Source organism: Bacillus sp. FSL K6-2971, from assembly GCF_038006405.1.
GTDB classification, from domain to species: Bacteria; Bacillota; Bacilli; order Bacillales; family Bacillaceae; genus Bacillus; species Bacillus pumilus.
In genome coordinates this window covers 1-18145 of the sequence record NZ_JBBOVD010000002.1, presented here as the reverse complement: position 1 = coordinate 18145, position 18145 = coordinate 1, and the positions used below count along the sequence as shown (strand labels likewise).

At 39.4% G+C, this 18145-nt stretch carries 18 protein-coding genes; 15 read left to right on the top strand and 3 right to left on the bottom strand.

The window, feature by feature from the left end; genetic code table 11:
• Genes MHI33_RS21825 through MHI33_RS21815 form a run of 3 tightly spaced genes read right to left on the bottom strand, consistent with a single transcriptional unit; the run spans position 1 to position 1802 of the window.
• On the bottom strand, positions 1-162 hold the full coding sequence (locus MHI33_RS21825) for a hypothetical protein (RefSeq protein WP_340913923.1): 162 nt from the start codon (positions 160-162) through the stop codon (positions 1-3).
• Positions 163-181: 19 nt separating this feature from the next.
• Positions 182-634: a hypothetical protein gene (locus MHI33_RS21820; RefSeq protein WP_340913921.1), complete on the bottom strand. Its 453-nt coding sequence runs from the start codon at positions 632-634 to the stop codon at positions 182-184.
• A 13-nt stretch (positions 635-647) separates the two neighbouring features.
• Positions 648-1802, bottom strand: coding sequence for a ParM/StbA family protein (locus MHI33_RS21815; protein ID WP_340913919.1), 1155 nt, complete (start codon positions 1800-1802; stop codon positions 648-650).
• A 497-nt stretch (positions 1803-2299) separates the two neighbouring features.
• On the opposite strand from MHI33_RS21815, the gene MHI33_RS21810 reads away from it, so the two are divergent.
• The 15 genes from MHI33_RS21810 to MHI33_RS21740 all read left to right on the top strand — a co-directional run.
• Positions 2300-2581: a hypothetical protein gene (locus MHI33_RS21810; protein ID WP_340913917.1), complete on the top strand. Its 282-nt coding sequence runs from the start codon at positions 2300-2302 to the stop codon at positions 2579-2581.
• Positions 2582-4255: 1674 nt separating this feature from the next.
• Positions 4256-4942: a hypothetical protein gene (locus MHI33_RS21805; protein WP_340913916.1), complete on the top strand. Its 687-nt coding sequence runs from the start codon at positions 4256-4258 to the stop codon at positions 4940-4942.
• On the top strand, positions 4943-8131 hold the full coding sequence (locus MHI33_RS21800) for a helicase HerA-like domain-containing protein (RefSeq protein ID WP_340913913.1): 3189 nt from the start codon (positions 4943-4945) through the stop codon (positions 8129-8131).
• 2 nt (positions 8132-8133) lie between these two features.
• A complete protein-coding gene (locus MHI33_RS21795; protein ID WP_340913912.1) occupies positions 8134-8394 on the top strand; it encodes a TcpD family membrane protein in 261 nt (86 codons plus the stop codon).
• A gap of 3 nt (positions 8395-8397) precedes the next feature.
• Entirely contained in the window at positions 8398-8865 is a 468-nt protein-coding gene (locus tag MHI33_RS21790; RefSeq protein ID WP_340913911.1) for a conjugal transfer protein, read from the top strand.
• Positions 8804-11296, top strand: a complete 2493-nt coding sequence (locus MHI33_RS21785; protein WP_340913910.1) for an ATP-binding protein — start codon at positions 8804-8806, stop codon at positions 11294-11296. The genes MHI33_RS21790 and MHI33_RS21785 overlap by 62 nt, the downstream gene beginning before the upstream one ends.
• Positions 11293-11643 carry a cystatin-like fold lipoprotein gene (locus MHI33_RS21780; protein WP_340913909.1) on the top strand — a complete coding sequence of 117 codons (351 nt, stop codon included), beginning with the start codon at positions 11293-11295 and terminating at the stop codon, positions 11641-11643. The genes MHI33_RS21785 and MHI33_RS21780 overlap by 4 nt, the downstream gene beginning before the upstream one ends.
• Positions 11644-11677: 34 nt before the next feature.
• A complete protein-coding gene (locus MHI33_RS21775) occupies positions 11678-13765 on the top strand; it encodes a CD3337/EF1877 family mobilome membrane protein (protein WP_340913908.1) in 2088 nt (695 codons plus the stop codon).
• A gap of 3 nt (positions 13766-13768) precedes the next feature.
• Positions 13769-14731, top strand: coding sequence for a bifunctional lytic transglycosylase/C40 family peptidase (locus MHI33_RS21770; RefSeq protein ID WP_340913907.1), 963 nt, complete (start codon positions 13769-13771; stop codon positions 14729-14731).
• Between the two features lie 13 nt (positions 14732-14744).
• Positions 14745-15293 (top strand): hypothetical protein, encoded by a 549-nt coding sequence (locus MHI33_RS21765; RefSeq protein WP_340913905.1) that lies wholly within the window; start codon positions 14745-14747, stop codon positions 15291-15293.
• Between the two features lie 132 nt (positions 15294-15425).
• Entirely contained in the window at positions 15426-15698 is a 273-nt protein-coding gene (locus MHI33_RS21760) for an AbrB/MazE/SpoVT family DNA-binding domain-containing protein (protein WP_340913952.1), read from the top strand.
• Between the two features lie 360 nt (positions 15699-16058).
• Entirely contained in the window at positions 16059-16205 is a 147-nt protein-coding gene (locus MHI33_RS21755; protein ID WP_340913904.1) for a hypothetical protein, read from the top strand.
• A 416-nt stretch (positions 16206-16621) separates the two neighbouring features.
• On the top strand, positions 16622-17131 hold the full coding sequence (locus MHI33_RS21750; protein WP_340913903.1) for a hypothetical protein: 510 nt from the start codon (positions 16622-16624) through the stop codon (positions 17129-17131).
• Positions 17132-17193: 62 nt separating this feature from the next.
• A complete protein-coding gene (locus tag MHI33_RS21745; RefSeq protein ID WP_340913901.1) occupies positions 17194-17370 on the top strand; it encodes a hypothetical protein in 177 nt (58 codons plus the stop codon).
• A 421-nt stretch (positions 17371-17791) separates the two neighbouring features.
• A partial coding sequence (locus MHI33_RS21740) for a hypothetical protein (protein WP_340913900.1) occupies positions 17792-18145 on the top strand: 354 nt, incomplete at its 3' end.

Here is an 18145-nt window from a genome sequence, read left to right as displayed (position 1 = left end):
TCACTTCTTTTTACTCATACGTTCCAGTATTTCTTGGCGGAGAAGCCCCACATAATTTTGCTCTTCTATTGTACAAAAACTTATTTTATTAAAAGAGCTATAAGTCTCTAACAGCTCCATATTCACCATGTCTTTTGGGTTTTTTCTATCATCCATATCCATTGTAAAGCCCCCTTAATTTTTAGTCGTCATCATCATCAAAATCCAAGAAATTGTCTTGTGCGAACTTTAAGACTTTTTCATTCATGACTGGTGCTGTCTCCGGAGACTTGTCGTCTGTATTGTTAACCTCATCTTCTTTAGAAGATAGGCGGACAGCTTTAGCTGGCTCACGTATTAGCTGTAGTGCTAATTGTCCAATGAGGATTCGAACTTCTTCGCTTGCAAGTTTTTTCTTTTCTCTATCAGTTAAATCTTCAGGAAGAGGAACAACAATGCTGTTCCCCTTCTTAGCTGTGAGTGCTTCTGTTTCTATGGTATTGATTAGCCGATCTGCGATTTCGCTTCCGAATTTACGGCCGTGTTTTCTGCTTAATTTATTTAGATGTTTGATGATATCTGGAGGCGTATCAACAGGCAACCTAAATTGTAGTAAATCCTTTGGGTGGTATTCCTTGTATTCTTTCTTTTTCATTGCTTATCATCCTTTATTGGGCTGTTTCAGCGACCTCAGCTTTTTCTACCTTCGGTAGTTCAATACCTTTCTTTTGGCAGAACAGAGTAAGTATTTTGAAGTATGCACGTGCAATCATCCAAATGCTGTCTTCTATTTTAGGGAACTCAAACGGGAATTTTGCGTCTTCTTTGTTGATCTCGATTAAATAATCCTTTAGAACAGCCGAGCCGCCACCAATATTGTATGCTTTACGGATGTCAGGTACGTTTCTCCAAATGCTTTTCATGAGCTTGTATTCTTCACTGGCAAGCGTAGATAATTCCTCATCTACAATATCTTTTATGCTTGTAGACTTTCCGGCGACGTAGACTGTATTTTTTTCCTCTGCATCTTGACTTGTGATGATTTCGACCAAATCTCTTCGACTCTTAATCGTGTAGCGATGTTCGTTATACACTTTTCTAATAATGTTGTCTAAGGCTCCAGCAACGCCTTTTTTGATACCATCGCTGAATTCGTTGTCAATTTGGGCGTCTTTTGTGATGATCGCACTGTCAGTAGATAGTCCACCGATGTCATTAATTAAAACAGTTTTCCCGACGATGTCTTGATACTTTTCTGATAGTTCAATGTAGGCTGCGAATCCTTCTGTATTGACCAAAACATTTTCAAAGGAAATTTCAACAGTTTTTCCTTGATAAACGGGAGTGTCTAAGAATGTTACTTTGTGTTGGCCGTCTCTTATTTTTTTTCGGAAAGCTTTATTTAATCCTCTTTTTGTTTCGTCCATTGGTAGTCCTGTGGAGAGTAAATATTTAGCTTTGATTACTTCATCTTTATCTTCTTTATCGGAGATAAAGTTTTTGACAGCGTCGAGGGCCAAAGTCGTAAGTAGCATAATCATTGCTTGATCGCTTTCTGATTTGTCAGTGTCCGGCGTTAATTCTTCATTAACATTTTGTTTGCTGGCCAACTTTCCAACTGCTACTTTTTGAATTCCGCCTTTTAGTGTGCTGCTGTTTACTTCAACGTGAATAGCGTCTAAAGGGTTTTTCTCCATTTCTACAATAGAACGGTTTTCCAGCTTAGCCAAAACGTTTGGGATATAGAGTTTGTTTTCCTCCCCTGCGCCTCCTAAGAACGCTTTAACTGCATCATTACCAATGTCTACACTTGCTAATCTCATGAATAATTCCTCCTCTTATTTATCTTAACTCTATTGTAAACAAAATGTATACATTAGTCAAGTGGTAAAGTAAACAAAATGTATACATTTTAAAAGTGAGAAAAAACCCCTTGATATAAGGGGTTTACGAATCTATTAAAAAGGTGTATATTAGGTTTCAGATAAATAGTTTTCAAGAAAAAACGTTTCTCGAAAAAATACATAAAAAAAGAAAGAGGTTGCGCCAACAACACTCTTTCGGGTTTAGCTAGCCCGGAGCTACCAACTCAACTAGCTTAATTGGAAGGTCAAAGACCTTTATTCGCTTTTGATAATTAATATCTGCCCTTATAATAGCAGTAAAACTGCCGAAAGACAAGCTTTTTATAACATTTTAGGGACAGGTATTTTTCATCAAAACACGACACATTTTCCAATTAAAGCTGATGATTTGAAACCGCTTGGGCTATGCTCAGGCGGTTTTTCTATTTGTCTAGGATTAAAAAGGAGGTTTTACCGTGGATATAGCCATTCCTAAACGATATGAGAAGGCATTCCAAAGCGCGAAAGAAAAAGGCTTTAACGTCTGGAGAATGACTACACAAGAACGCAGAGCCTTTGAATGGTGGGAGAGAGAGCGAAGGCGGTTAAGACAAGCCCATCAATCGAAGAAAAAGCCGAGAGAGGCACAGAAAAGGCATTCTAAGGCGTCAAATAGGTCTGGGAAGGTTACGACATCCAGACTTTCACCAGAAGAGATGCAGAGGTATTTAGAAAGCAGAAATACAAATAACCGGTGACGAAGCACGAAATCGTCATGTTACAAAAATAAACGGACGGGTTGGAGGGGAGCCGATGCCATAAAATCCCCCTTGTCGGTTGATTCGACGCTTCACGATCAGCAGGCAATCGAGTTTTTTGACGGTTTTCCCTAGTGGTGAATAAAGCTTTTGAAAGCGAAAAACCACGTATTAAAATCGTAGGATGGCAAGCAACGGTACACTCTTGGATTTAAAGGGTGTACAGGACTACAAGATGAGCCGCAAGGCAAAGCCCAGGGACGTTGTACGGTACAAAGGCTTGTAGGCGAAAGCGAAAACTTGAAGCGTGTTACACGGATACCAACACGGATACCTCGAACTCGGTGTACCGAGTCTGTCAAATTTAGTTTTCTTCTTCCTAGCTCTGTTTTTTGCGGATGCTAGGGGGAGAAAACTGTAGCCGTTTCCAGCCGTATTCCTGAATCTGGAACCCGAGTATGCCAAAACCTAAAATCAAAAAGCAAGAAAAAACTTCTAAAAAGTATCCTCTTGATGAAGAAATTTTAGTCTCTAGTAAAAAGCAGAAATGGGCTTAAGCCCATTCTTTCTTTGCTTAAGCAAAGAGTGTGATAAAGGACTGTTTAGCTTTTAGATCAGTTAAAGGCGGGATCATCTAAGGGGTCTACTTGCAGTCATAAGCGTGTCAGTGCTAGGGAACTCTCTGAGGTATAAAATGGCAGATAACATGAAGCTATGCCAAAACCTGAAATTAAAAAGGAGAGTGACTTAAAGCTTTTTTGGCGTTGTGAACTGAAACTTCTTCTGATTATTTCAACTTAATATGTACTTCACTTGTGATCTTCTAACACGAGAAAACTCCAATTTTTATACATCTTTTATGTCTTTGAAAGTCTTTTTTCATGATGATTTATATGCAATAAAATTTTATCTTTTTTTATCAGAATTTAATAAAAATAGGTCTTGATTTTTTAACCTCTAGTGGTATAATTTCGGTAAATAGATGGTATTTAGGTGGTAATTTCAAGGTACCCACCCCACCACCTGAAATTTGGTTTTAAGGGCGTCCCATCAACATTTATCTAAAGGCTTACTCGTGACTTCCCTCTTACTACGTGTACAAGAGGGAAGTCACGAGTAAAACGATAAATATTGATGGGTAGAGAGATGTAGGATGGTGGTGGGGTGGGTACAGTAAGTAAGAGATAGGAGGGAGGTGAGGGAGAAGAGAGTAAGATCAAGTTCAAGAGATTAAGGTCAAGTTCAAGGTCAAGTACAGGAGGATGAAGAGAGGAGGTTATAAGGTTGTGTGGTGGTGGGCGGGGTGAAGATGATACGTTGGATTTTGTGTAGAGAATATCAGTTGTTGAGAGTTTGGATTTTGTGAGTTGGTGGGTGTAGTGGTGGTCTTTTGAAAGTGTTCTTTGATAAAGGGAAGTGAAAAACACGTTAAGCGCAGCCGTTCGAAGAATAGTTTTTTAACAGGAAGAGGTAGACGCAGGGATCGTATTGTTTGGTCTATGCATTGCGAGTCAAACCTCAGTCCCAAAAGAAAAGCTAGATAAGGTCAATAGCCTTAGCAAATATTTATCGTAAGTGGTAACTTTGTGGTACTAAAATGGTATATATTTTTGAAAACAAGCTTGCTACACTAAAGGAGGTGTAAACATTTTAGAAATTCGGGGGTCTGTTGAGATGGATTATATTTTAAGTGAAAAAAGGCGAAAGGTGGTTGAAGCTATTGATCGTTTCGGTGTCATCACGAGTGTTCAACTTGAGCGCTTCTTAAAAGATATGGGGGTCATGACGATTTATCGTGCTAGGGCTCAAGGCGAAGAATTGGGCTTTGTAGAAACGAAGACATTTGGCCGAAGAAAGGTTCTTTGTATCACAAAAAGCGGATCGAAATTTATTGGTCATATCGGTAGTGCCGCAGGTCTTAGTTATTCCACTTTGCAGCATGATTTGACAGTGAATGATGTGATTTTTAGCCTCTTAGAGCGATACGCAGCGAAAGGAACAGAATTTAGTTTTAAGACAGAAAGAGAATTGACGCGTGAATTGGTTCTTTCGTTGAGTGTGGAGCAAGCTCGCAAGCCTAATGCTTTAAGACACATCGCACAGGAAGTCCCTGATTTTCTCCTGGTGAATAGTGAGCGCCGTTTCGCTTTTGAAGTGGAATTAAGCCGGAAAACGAGTGCGAGAATCGAAAAGAAGATGCATCAATATAAAAAGTCGATTCAAAATGGCTTATATGATCGCGTTTTTTATATCTGTAAGGAGGATGCGATCCGAAATCAAGTTCATGCGTTTGCTTCATCGGTTGGGGTCGATATTTCTTTTATAATGCTAAATGATTTGTTGACTAATGGGAGTGATTAAATGGATTTAAACTTTTGGAGTGATAAAAATCGGCCGCCTGATAACAATAGCAAGCCGGATTTCACTTCTTTGCTTGGGTATGGAACTATGATAGCTGTGGCTGCTGCTATAGGCTTGGCGTTTCTACCCTCGCTTGTTTTAGGATTGCTGATTTTTGGCTTTGTGTACGCACTAAAGCAGGCATCTAAGTTGAAAATTGTTTTTTGGCCTGCGGTTGTAGGTTTAGGTTTGATTCTATATATCGCAGGATGGCAGCAGTTGTTTCAATTCATACCTGTTTCTTTATCTATAGCCGGTATGGGTAGTCGGTTAGATTATTTTGAGCAGTTAATAAATGACGGTCAGCCGTTCCATCCAAGTTATCAGTCTTATATTGCTGTTTTGGCTCTATCTCTTATTTTCGCGCGGTTAGCTCTGGCGGTATATGAGTTTTTCAAAGGAAAGATTGTAAAGCCGAAAGAGGATGTAATTGAAGAATACCGCAGTAGTAAGGATTATGAAAAGATTTATCAGAATCGCGTGAAGATTAACAATAATGTGCAGGCAAAATGGCGGAAAAACGTTGCAAAATCAGTGGAAAAGTCATTGCCGATTGAAAATATTTTGCTAGGTATTGATGAACACAAAAAACAAGCAGAAATGGCTTTAGAAGAGACAACAAAACACATTTTGTTTCAAGGGACTACTGGAAGCGGAAAAACGATGGCAATTTTAACCGCAGCTGAAAGCGCATTGGCAAATGGTCAATCAGTATTTTTCGTTGATGGAAAGGGCGATCCAAAAACGATTGCTCAGTTCAAAAAATTAACAGACAAATACGGTCGTAAGCTGCATGTATTCTCAGAAAAAACGTCTTTGAGATATAACCCAATTAGGCATGGTAATAGAACGAGTGTCACGGATCGAATCATGGCAATTTTTGATTGGGAAAACGCTTTTTATAAAAATGAAGCGGAAAACTTTTTACAAAAAGTCATTCACATGATCCATGATTTTGATTTAAATACTGATTTGGCGACTATCGCCAAACACATGTCACTAAGCGCGGTATATAGAACATTAATGACTGACGTGGAAATAAAAGAAGAAGTCATCCAGGATAAAGTACCGGTCAAGAAGAAAAAGCCGGCGGAAGATGATGATATTCTTGGCCTGAATGAATCAGAGCAAGAGGAAGAAGAGTACGAAATTATAGAGCGTCCAGTCAAAAATAAAGTATTGAGCGCAAGAGCAGTCCTTCATATGGAGCGTTTTTTCGGTAAAAGTGAGTTAACAGATGATGAAATCAAATCTTTGACAGACGAAAATCAAGGCGATCCTGTTCTAGGGCTTGTGAAAAGTATGAAAACTCAGCTTGAAAAGTTGATTTATTCAGAACTTGGTGAACTCCTTGAAGATGACCCTAATGGTCTTGATCTGCTTGAGGTATTAGAACGTGGAGAAAGCGTTATTTTCTCGTTTAATAGCAACATTTATTCCGAGTTTATCAAACGTTTTGCAAGATTTGTAATTGCTGATTTATCATTCAGTGTCACAACTAGATACGGTCAGGACGTTCAGAAAGGCGCTCTCGGGATTTTTGACGAGTTTGGGGCTTATGGGTCTGAAACCATCGTAAACATCATTGCGCGGGCACGTAGTGCTGAATTTGGAGCAGCTATTGGAATACAGTCGCTAGGAGATTTAGTCATTAACGGACAGGACATTTCAAAGCAGGTGATTGATAACTGTAATACGTTCTTTTTTGGCCGAAGTAATGAGGCTGCATCCGCGGAAACAGTGGCTTCTATAATTGGGACTTATAATGACGTGGATCTGACTACACAGACGGAAAATATCGGTGGTCCTTTAAAAAGAATTGAGTTTAAAGCAGAAAAAGGAACAAGCCGAAAAGTAAAAAAATTCTATGTCCATCCAGACGAAATAAAAGATTTAGAAACTGGGGTTTTTGTAGTTGTCAGAAAGGCAGCGAGGGGGTTGAAGCCTGTTGAAAGACGGAAAATCATTTATTTTCGCAATCCAATGAATGGATTGGATAAGAAAAAAGAGTCGGTTTCTGAAGCGCCTAAACAAGAATTGCAGCCCGGACGCCCCAAGCGGAAGGCGCAATTTATTGAAAGGGGGAGACAAATGGGATTAGGCAGTTTGAAAGAAAAAATGTCAGACATTTTTTCAGACAATAGGATCAAGCGGAGTAAAAAAGAGAGCCGTAAATTGCCAAAGGCACGTAATGGAAAAGGCGCTGTCATATTTATTTGGGTACTGATCGGTGTCGTTGGGTTATCTGGAATATTGGCTTTTGGTCGTTCGCAAAATGCTTTGAATCGATCTAAAGCTACCGAGACGGCGTTAGCTGCTGTTACAGCTGGTCAGGATGAAAACGGATATGATGTTTACCGCAGTCCGAAAATGGAGATTTTCGCTAATCAAGTGGTCGATGAATACATGAATATTCCGCGTGATAGTGAACAAAAGAAAGCGCGAGAAGAAGCACTCAAAAGCTATTATGCAGAAGGTTTAATGGTTGATCCAACTGGTGATGTAGGCGGATACCGGAAGTTGAATAGTAAAATGCTATATGATGTGCAGTTCGCTGATGATAAGGCGATCTTACAGTACCGTGTAGATTATGATAATGTCGCCATTCAGGAAAAAGAGCGCAAGGTTGAGAAGAAAAAAGGCAAGAAAAAAGAAAAAGTGAAAGAGAAATACGAAGAAGAGAAAAAAACAGGGCGTTCTATGCTGCTTAATGTACCTGTAAAGGCTTCTAAAGGTGGCTATGTGGTTGTTTCTAATCTGTATTTCACAACGTTGCCGGATGTGAAAACAAAAGGCGTACAAAGCGAAACTAACCCATTAACTGATGAATCTGAAATTCAGGCAGCACAGAAACAGCAGATTCAAAATTGGCTTAATGATTTCTTCAAAAAATATGCTGATGGAACGACAGATGATCTCACTTATATGATGGAGAAGCCGCAGGCTTTAAATGGGCAGCGTTCATTTGTCAGCTTAGAAAATCTCAAAGTCTATGCTTCAGGGAAAAATGGTTATATCGTAAAAACCAATGCAAAATTTAGAGAAAAAGAACTTGGCATTGAGAATACAGAAAGCTTCACCATGCACTTAAGTAAACGTGATGGTAAGTATTTTGTAGAAAAAATGGAAAACACACTAGGAGGAAAATAATCATGATGAATTTTTTTACAAATCCCGTTTTAGCTGCTAGTCTTCCGTCTCTTGGTAATTTAACAAACTGGATACAAACCGAAGGCGGAAACGCTGTTGCAATTGTTTTGGTTTGCTTCGGTATTTACTATCTATTTAGACAGGACTTTCCTAAATTGATTGGATTCGTCATTGTCGCTGGATTTGTATTTTTTGCGGTAGGTAATCCAGAGCGACTTTTAAAGCAATTGGGTGAACTTGCTACGACTGTATTTGGGGGGTAAGGAATGAGGTCATACAACTATAAAAAAACAATGAATCACCCTATAACCCTTTATAAACTGTGGCGTCTCAATTTGAATTTTGGACTTAGTTTGATGCGAGGAATATTATTCGCAGTAATATTCCTCACCATGCTTGCTTTTCGTAACTTCTTTAATAGTATCGGCTCGATTATGCCAGGATTAACCCTCGTATTGTATGTTGGTATTCCTTGGCTGTTAAGCGGGTTTCTCCATAAACAGAAATATAACGGCAAGAAGATACATCGTTTTCTGTTTGACTTTGCGAACTACTTTTTTAGCGTATATCTTCCAAAGCGCGAATATGCCAATGACCAAGAGGTTTTATACTCAAATATTAAACAAGTAACCTTTGAAGATACAATTATTCGAAGAAGGGGCGGTGGTAACGATGAAATTAAAGACGCCGATCAAAAGCGTACACGACAATCTTATGCTGACGAAATCGGGTGAGATTTATGCTTATTATCGAATTAGCCCCGTTGTTGTGCCTCAGAGTAATAAAGAGAAACTTGAGGATCACAAAGCAGAGTTTAGAATTTTGTTTAAAGAATTGGAACAGTACAAAGATATTCACTTAGAAATGTACCCGCAGCATATGGATTTAGAGCAACGTTTTGGTTATTTGGAGAAAGACTTTCATCCGAGTACCTTGGAGATCGGACGCTATTATAATCGTGAAACGATAAATATTTTAGAAAATGAGCTTGGCAGCGTTACGCAGCCTGATTTCATCCTTGGTGTCCGCCTCAAAGGAAATCTTTTAGAAGGATCGGAAGATATCAAAGGAATTGTGAAGAATGCCTTTACGTCTGTTTCAGACGTATTGGTTAACCTTTTGGGACTGGAAAGAGAAATGACCGCAGAGTTTTTCCAACGATTTGAAGAACTTGAAAAAGACCTTTTTCAACTGGTGGCAAGCGCTGGCGGTCGCCGGCTTACAGAAGATCAATTGATCTATATAAACCGATACAATTTCTTAAGAGATATACACCATAGTGTGGTTGAAGAACAAAAAAAGCGCGGTCAAACAAATATAACTGATGCCATCATTGATCCAACAGAACCCGGATTTCTAAAGCTTCAGACAACTGAAGGGGAATGCTATACAAGTTTTGTCGTAGTCGATGACTTTCCCGAAGACATGGAATACTCTCACATTTTCCAAAGGGCGCAAAACTTAAATTTTCCCGTAGAGCTGCATATAAAAGCGCAATACCAGTCAAGAGAATCAACATTGAGCAAGATTGCTTTAACAAAACAACGTTTCAAGCAAACACAGGAGGATATGAACCAGGTTGATGAAATAGATGACAGGCTCCTATCTGGTCGTGAATTGCTGACCGATTTAAACAATAAAATCCGTAATCACAATTCACCATATTTGAAGTGGGTAGCGACTTTTGTTGTCAGCGGAAAGACTAAAAAGGAATGTAAGCACAGAGCAAGCGAAGTTATTAGGATCATGAAGCATTCGCAAATTTATTGTGTGCGTCCTATCGCGGATCAGTTGCAGCTTTTCTATAAATTTTTGCACGGCGCACCGATGCAATTCGAAAAAAACTGGGTGCAGTCATCAACACATGAGGGCTTTGCAGAAAATCTTTTTGCTGTATCAAGCCGGCTTGGTTCGAATGTGGGGTTTTATTTCGGAAGAGTGGATAAATTTACAGAAAAAGTCCCGATTGATCAATCTATAGCGAGCAGTCGAGATATTGTACTTTACCATCCGTTTATTGCGAATGAGGGAATCGCCGGTGCTTCTACCGACAGTCCGCATGTAAATATTACAGGAGCCACTGGAAAAGGTAAATCCTTTCTGGTGAAAATGATCCTGCTATATCTCTCATTCCTGGATTGTCAGGTATTAATGACTGACCCAAAAGTGGAGATAAGAAAGTGGTTTACGAAAGCGATTAATGATCCTGATGTTCGGGTTAAGTATCCGATGTTTGTAGAATTGATTCGCTCATTCCACTATGTCACGCTTGATGTCTCTGATAAAAGGAATTTCGGGGTTTTAGACCCAATTATCTTCCTTGATGGATATGAAGCGAAAGAGACGGCTCAGAACATCATTGAACAAATTTATGATTTACATGGGAAAGATGCTGTAAAAACCGAAGTTCTCAAAACTTTAGATGCGGTTATTGAGCGAAAGGCCAAGGGTGAAACCGTTGGACTTATGCATGTTGTAGATCATCTAGCAAATAGTGAAGACCCAACAATTAAGAGTGCGGGCGAGCTTCTTGTTCAAATGGTCCAAAATAGCATTCTTCAATTAGTCTTCAGCTATGGGGATGCGGATGCGATAAACTTGAACCGTAAAGTAACTATTTTAGAGATTTCTGGTTTAGATTTACCAAATGAAGATGATGATCCACGTTATTACAGTGATAGCGACAGGAAAAGCCTTAGCATTATGATTGGTCTTGCAAAATTCTGTGAAAAATTTGGCCGCCGCAGTCATGATGATCCGACAGCAATCATTTTTGACGAAGCTTGGACATTGACTAAAGCCCGCGGAGGTAAACGATTAATTAAGGATATGAAGCGTGTTGGTCGTTCCTTTAAAAATCAGCTATATCTTGTTTCACAGAATATGGCCGACTCCGAAACAGATGATGACAAGGGGAATTTCGGTGCGCGTTTTGCTTTCGATAACGATGTTGACCGGCCGGATATTTTAAAGACGATGAACCTTCCGCAAACTAAACAAAATGAGGAGATGCTTGCGAATATGGTAAAAGGTCAGGCGTTGTTTATGGATTTTTACGGCCGTGTTGGAAAGTTATCAATAGATTGCTTGTTTGAGGAGTGGCGAGCTGCATTCAAAACAGTTGAAAAATCACACTCAGCTAGAGCAGAGGAGGAACTGGCATGATAAAAAAACTTGTTTTATCTTTTGCTCTTTTGGCTGCCATAACCGGTATGGCCGGTTGTGGCAGTGCAAAGGCGAAATATGACAAAGCTATAGATCAAGTGATAAGTCTGGAAAATCAGAGTTTACAGCGACCAGGTGTAAAAAAAGATATAGATGAATTAGATCGAAAAAATGCTGAGATTCGTGTATACCAAGATGGGAAATATATTTCGTTGGATTATCGAATTAGAGTAGGCGACACAATTAGAATGACTTATGAAAAACAAAAGAACGGTGAATATGACTTGTATCCAGAAGGTGATGACGATCTTGGAAAGCCTGATTACATGGAAAATGTAGAAGAATAAGCCTGAATGTATATATGTAGACAGGAGGGAAGACATGAAAAAAAACTCGAAAATAATACTGTTTACTCTATCGGTTTTCGTCATCGTCATTTCCTTTTTAGGGACTGCTGCTTTTGCAGATGATAATAGTAATAAAGTGCAGCCGAAGGATGTAAAGCAGGGGGGAGTCACTCTTGATAGTCAAAGATATAGCTATGATCAATACGAAGCTGTAGCTGATGTAGAGTCGAGTTTCAATCCCTTTTCGGAAAAAAACATCAATAAAAATCTGAATAGTATCGCAAATATTACTTTTGGAATGACTAAGATGGTTGCGAATTTAGTTGATACCGGTCTTGACTGGCTATATAACGTTGAAGTGGTAAATAAATTCGCGGATAAAATCGGGGAAATATCAACTGCTTTATGGGAAAACCTTTATGCGGCATTCGGTGTTTTATTGTTTGTGATAGCAGTTCTATATATTTTTTATCAGTATGCGGGTCAAAAAAACAGTATGAAGGCAGGGCAATATACAGTTAGATTGATTGTTGTGATTCTGGTCGCTTTCGTTTGGTTCACGCAAGCCGGTTGGTTTTTAAAGGCGATGAACAATGTTAGCAGTGAAGTTCAGGGGCTTATTATGAAAAGCGGAACGCTTTTCAATGATGACCAAGACATTGCACAAGGCGAAGAATTAGAAGGGTCTATTGCTCTCCTTCGGAATAAATACTTTGATATTGCTGTTTATAAGCCATATTTAAATATGAACTATGGCATGACAGATGAGAGTAAGATCACAAAGGATGATAAGGATAGAATCACTAAACTACTGGAATATAAGCTTAATGAAGATGGATATAAAAAGAGGAAAAAAATTGCTGCGGAGGAGGCAAATCGGCTAGGTAATACCATGATGGCGCAATCAGGAATTGCGAATAAAATCGGCGTGGCTATATTTTCGTTAGCGTTTGCTTGTGTGTTGGGTCTTCCTTTGCTGTTGGTGGCGTTTGTTAACTTTGTCGTTCAAATTCTTGTTTTAGCAATAGGCGTCATACTCGCGTTCAGCTTTATTATTTCCTTCTTGCCGAATTTCTCAAATAGTGGTTGGTACACACTTGGCAGGTTGGTTGGTGCATTTTTAATGAAAGCTTTTGTAGGGATCATTCTTCTATTTACGTTTTTGATCATTGATATAACAGGTGAATTGATTCCGATGGATACACCAGGAAAATACATGCTGAATGCTTTTGTGACAGCGGTTGCTATTATCTTAATGATTAAGTTTCGAGATAAAATCATTGAGTTTGTAACAGCTGGCAGGGTGGTTTCAGTGGATGGCGGAACAGTCAAACAAGCTTATGATAAAGGGATTCGTCAGCCAACAGAAAAAACCATTGGAGCTGCTAAGAACTTGGCCGGTGCAGCTGCGGCTGCTTATACTGGCGGAGCTTCAGCTGCGGCATTGCAACAAGCTAAAGAACGAAATGAAAATCGTGAGACCGCAGGTGATGTTTCAGCTAATGCGATTAAAAGCAATTTGAATGATTCTCCTGACCGTTCCGAGGGACGTACCTCACAAGGAAATTCAGCTGATAAAGTTGTCAACATGAGTAAGTTCAAGGACGGTCGGAAAGACAGGACGTCACAAGGCGAATCGCAGGAAGATTCAGATAGACAAAAGCAGCGGCATTCAGGGGGGACAGTTGACGAACGGAATAAACAAGAGCGAGAACCGCAGACACAGAATGCGGCGCCGAAGACGGAAGCTTTAGATAGAGAGCGATACCGGACTCAACAGCAGGTATCAGAAAGTTCTTCGAGTGAGAATACACGTCCGCGTGTCACATCATGGGATGAGAATGTGAGACGTGAAAGGAAACAGCAGCCGCAGCTATCGAAAAGTCAAAATGTACAAAGGAATGAGACGGCTCGATCAGTAGAGAAAACACGTGCCACTGGAGGTAATGATTTGTCTAGCATTTCGGCAATGGAGCCTCCAGTAGGAGAAACTGAAAAACAAAATGCAAGACCTAAGCGCTCTCAGCCAAAAGACCGAGGGGAGAGAAAAGACGAACGTCAAGCACAGAACGTTTCCGAGAAACATCTACCTGAAAACCCTAATCGGGTACGGGGTGAATAAAGCATGAAAAAGATTCTTCTCATCGGCCTCATCATGGCCGTAGCGGGGTATACCGCCCTTATGGGGTTCATCCTATTGTTTGGTGCTGGAGATGACGAAGGCGGTCGAGTCGGTATAGACAGTAGTATTTCAGGCAAAGCGAAAATCAGTCAGGATGTGGAACGGTATCGCCCTTTATTTGAAAAATATGCTGAAAAGTATGATCTTACAAAGCATATAGACGTGATTATGGCGCTTGTCATGCAAGAAAGCGGCGGCCGACACTTAGACGTTATGCAGTCATCGGAATCAATTGGTTTGCCACCTAATACAATTACTGATCCAGAAATCAGTATAGATGTTGGAATGAAACATTTTAAAAGCGTCCTAGATAAAGCAGGTGGCGACATCAAGCTAACACTTCAAGCCTACAACTATGGCGGTGGGTTCATTGACTACGTTAAAAAAAATGGTGGTAAGTATACGAAAGAGCTTGCCGCCTCATTCAGTAAAGAACAGGCAGCAAAGGTTGGGTGGTCGAGTTATGGAGATCCACTTTATGTTGATCATGTATTTAGATACCTAGACACAGAAGGAGGCAAAGGCGGGAAAAACCAAAAATTCGATTATGCTCAAGTACACAATATCATGAAAGAATATTTAGGTATGCCTTATGTGTGGGGCGGCCGGACTCCATCGGCTGGAGGTTTTGATTGTAGCGGCCTCATGGAATATGCTTTTGGGCAAATTGGTGTTGATCTCAATGGTAATGCTGCGACACAGTATGAGAAAACAAAGCCAGTTCCTGATGATGAGGCAGAGCCGGGCGACTTGGTATTTTTCAGCACATATGCGCCGGGACCGACTCATGTTGGAATGTATGTTGGTGATGGAAAATTCATTAATTCGAATGATTCGGGTCTTGAATATTCGAGTGTAGAAACATGGAAAAAGCTTTATCCGTATTTAGGGTTCAGAAGAATATAGAGAGGGTGAGAATGTGGAGGATCAGCAGAAAAGGCGCGGGACACGAATTGTTATCATTGTTTCGATTGTTGTCGTGGCTTTGATGCTGCTTTACACCCAATCTTTAAAAAGGGATTTAGCAGCTGTCACGAAGCAAAAAGAAAACTATTCTGCACAAATTGATAGATTGAAAAAAGTGCATCAGACAAAGGCCGCAGAGCTGAATAATGAGTTTGTTAATAAGTTTTTCACCTACAGAAATACGAAGCAGCGTTATAAAGATATTGAACCATTAATGACTGAAAAAGGTTACCAATCCACTTATCCAAGCGGAAGCAGTATTCCAAAGAAAGGGTCGGATGTTTCTTCTTCTATTTCAGGCTTGCAAAGCTATGAATATCAATCAGACAAGAAAGAAGTCTCTTTTATGAATGAGTTCACTGCACGCACAAGCTATAATGGCACAGCGAACGAACAGAAAATCGTAATCAAGACACAGCTGATTGCGTTGGATAATGGAGAGTGGAAAGTCGATAATGTTGAATTTATTGCCAATGTAGGAGGACAGCAGGCGCAAGATTAAACACGCCAAGAATTACAGGGAAACGGTGTTGTATATGAGTATTCTGACGCAATTAAATTGATTTTGATGAACAATCACCCATTAATTGCGTCAGAAGCATCCCGAAAGTATGAGAGGAGAGAGGCACAATTGATAAAAAGTACAGGTATTGTTCGAAAAGTGGACGAGTTAGGAAGAATCGTTTTACCCAAAGAGCTCAGAAGGGTATTAGACATTAAAGAACGTGATCCGATCGAGATACTTGTTGAAGACAAAAAAATCATTTTGCGTAAATACTACCGAAATAAAGCTTGTATCTACACTGGTGAGGAGTCCGATCAAAATATGACCTTATCAGGAGGTATCGTATTAAGTCGAGAAGGGGCAAAAATTCTATTAGACGAAATAGCAGCCTTGGGAGATTGAAATCATGAAAGATTACCAACTGTCTTTTCATTCGTGTTTTGATTGATTTTCCTGGAGCCAGGGCAGCTGTTTTGTTCGGGTTTTCACCACATCACAACCAAAAATCTTTCAGGAGTGTGAAAATAGTGCAGAAAATACTGTATAACATAGGAGATAACACTATAAGGTATTGGATGTATAGCATTATTGTTTCTGCCTTTATTGTGATGATCGGAGTATTTCTTAGATCAAGTATAGTGATGGATATTGGATATTTACTTGCTCCTTTGATTTTCATTTTCACGGGAGTAATTCATATTTATTTATGTATCGAATCTGGAATTCGTTATTTTAACAAGAAATTTAAAGGAGGATTTAGACATGGCAATTATTAAAGAACACTATTTAGGACAGGATACGGAGTTTAAGCCACCATTTCCAACCGATGAAGCATCGATCATTATTCAGGAACTGGGGAGTCAATCGACTTTAGACTTTACTTTAACATTGCTGCCAATTTGTTTATAGGACGTTTTTCTCTCATCCTGAGTAGGGTGGACGGATTAGACCAAATCTAGTATTATCGGTTGTAACAGATCAAATTTTAAGAGATTTTAAGTATATCGAACAATTCGGAATTTTCTAAAAATAAAATAGAACACGAAAAAAGCCAGTGCTACCAACACTGACTTTTCGGATTCAAGCTCCCCAGGTCTCCAAACCAACGAGCTTGAAAGAACATACTCAAATTGTATGTCTTTATCATATCAGTATCCTTGTGAAGTTGCAAGATATTTAGAACTCAAAATATCTGCAAATTTTTCCTTGGTTTCCGATAAATCGACATATAAATAGGGTTGTACCTTTCAAGATTTAGAGCCGTTGGGTGAGCGAATCCGCTTACTAACGGCTCTTTTTTGTTGCCGGAAACGGAGGTGCAAGCCATGATTGCTGATAGATTGATAGAACAATATAAAAACGACATGCAAGCTCCTGAAGACAGCTTGAAATATGCAAAATTGCTTTCTATGCCGCTGCCGCTGGAAGGGATTTTTAAATCGCAGATGACAGCAGCGCCAAAGTCTAAAGCTACTTCAAGGAAGGCAGAATATGAACACAAATATGCTAAAGACTACGCTTATGCCTTCCTGGTTCCTGAAGGAGACTTTAGCCAGGAGTTTGCGGTGCGTACTTACAAAACGTTTAAAAAACATATTGAAGCTGGTCATATCACTCATATTACATACAACACGTTCTATAGAAATGACCGGAAATTACGCTCAAATTTGCGTTGGATCAACGCTATGTGCATTGAAATTGATGTGAAAGGCAAAGAAAACGTTGATAACAAAGGGATTACACTTGTGGACGTTCTTGGCCGTATTTCTAATGCGGGGTTACCTGAAGCTACAACTATCTTAAAAAGCCCAAGTGGAGGCTACCATATACTTTAATTGGGAGGGATCCACATATTACGCACTTTAGAAATGGTCATAAAGCAAGATTTCATACTTATGTGGAGACCGTTCGCTATAAATTATTTATTGATGGAGGCTTAGCCAGTAATTATGGCGGGGAAGGCGGCCGCGCTTTTAAGTCATTTTTGCTAGAGGTAGGAATTCCGGAAGAAGAGGTATCTTTTGTGACAAGGTATAATGGTGAAGAAGTGGCCGTAATTGAAATAGCTTTATAAAGTAAAAGAGTGAAAATAAACACAAGAAGCCGTTAACGGCTTCTCAGCATGTAGACAAACCCTCGCATTCGGTGTTAGTCCTGCGCGCCGGTACTCACCCTTCCTAGGGCTGCAAAGGTTTTCTATCACGCTGAAAAGAAGACGAAGGGCTAAAATCAAGATCATTTTAGCCCTTTGTCAACAATCTGAAGCAGGCTCTTAAACAGCCTGCTTTTTTGATATGGTTATTGATTTAATTGTTTTTTTATTTATATTAATCTTAAAATCACTTTAAATATAATCTGAAAATATTTATATACTACCGTGTTGGCTAGGTAACTTGAAATGATATTCTTTTACTTTTTTAACCTTTAAAGTAATTTTAAGGTTTTAATATCTCGTTTAATGATAGTATGGGTTTTGTTGAAGAAAAGAGGATGGAGTGATTAAAGTGAAGAAAAAATTAATATCATTTTTCTTATTGGTTTCACTAAGTGTTTTTGGAATTTCTGCTATTGCGCCTGGTTATGCTAGTGCTGCGGAAGCAAATCGTGAAAGTGTTGGTAAGATAGGTAAAACAAATACATCTACCCTTCCTGTTGGAAATGATCCGACAATGAGTACAAAGGGAATTCCTTTTGGTAAACAAATTCTAGTCAAAGCATTAAGAGTAGGTGGTCCAGCTTTAGGGACTTTAATAAAGAAAATTCCTTATAAGTGGGCTCAAAAAGCTGGTGATGCTTGTAGTAAATGGTCACATAAAGCAGCTGATGTAATTGATCAGTTAACATCTTTT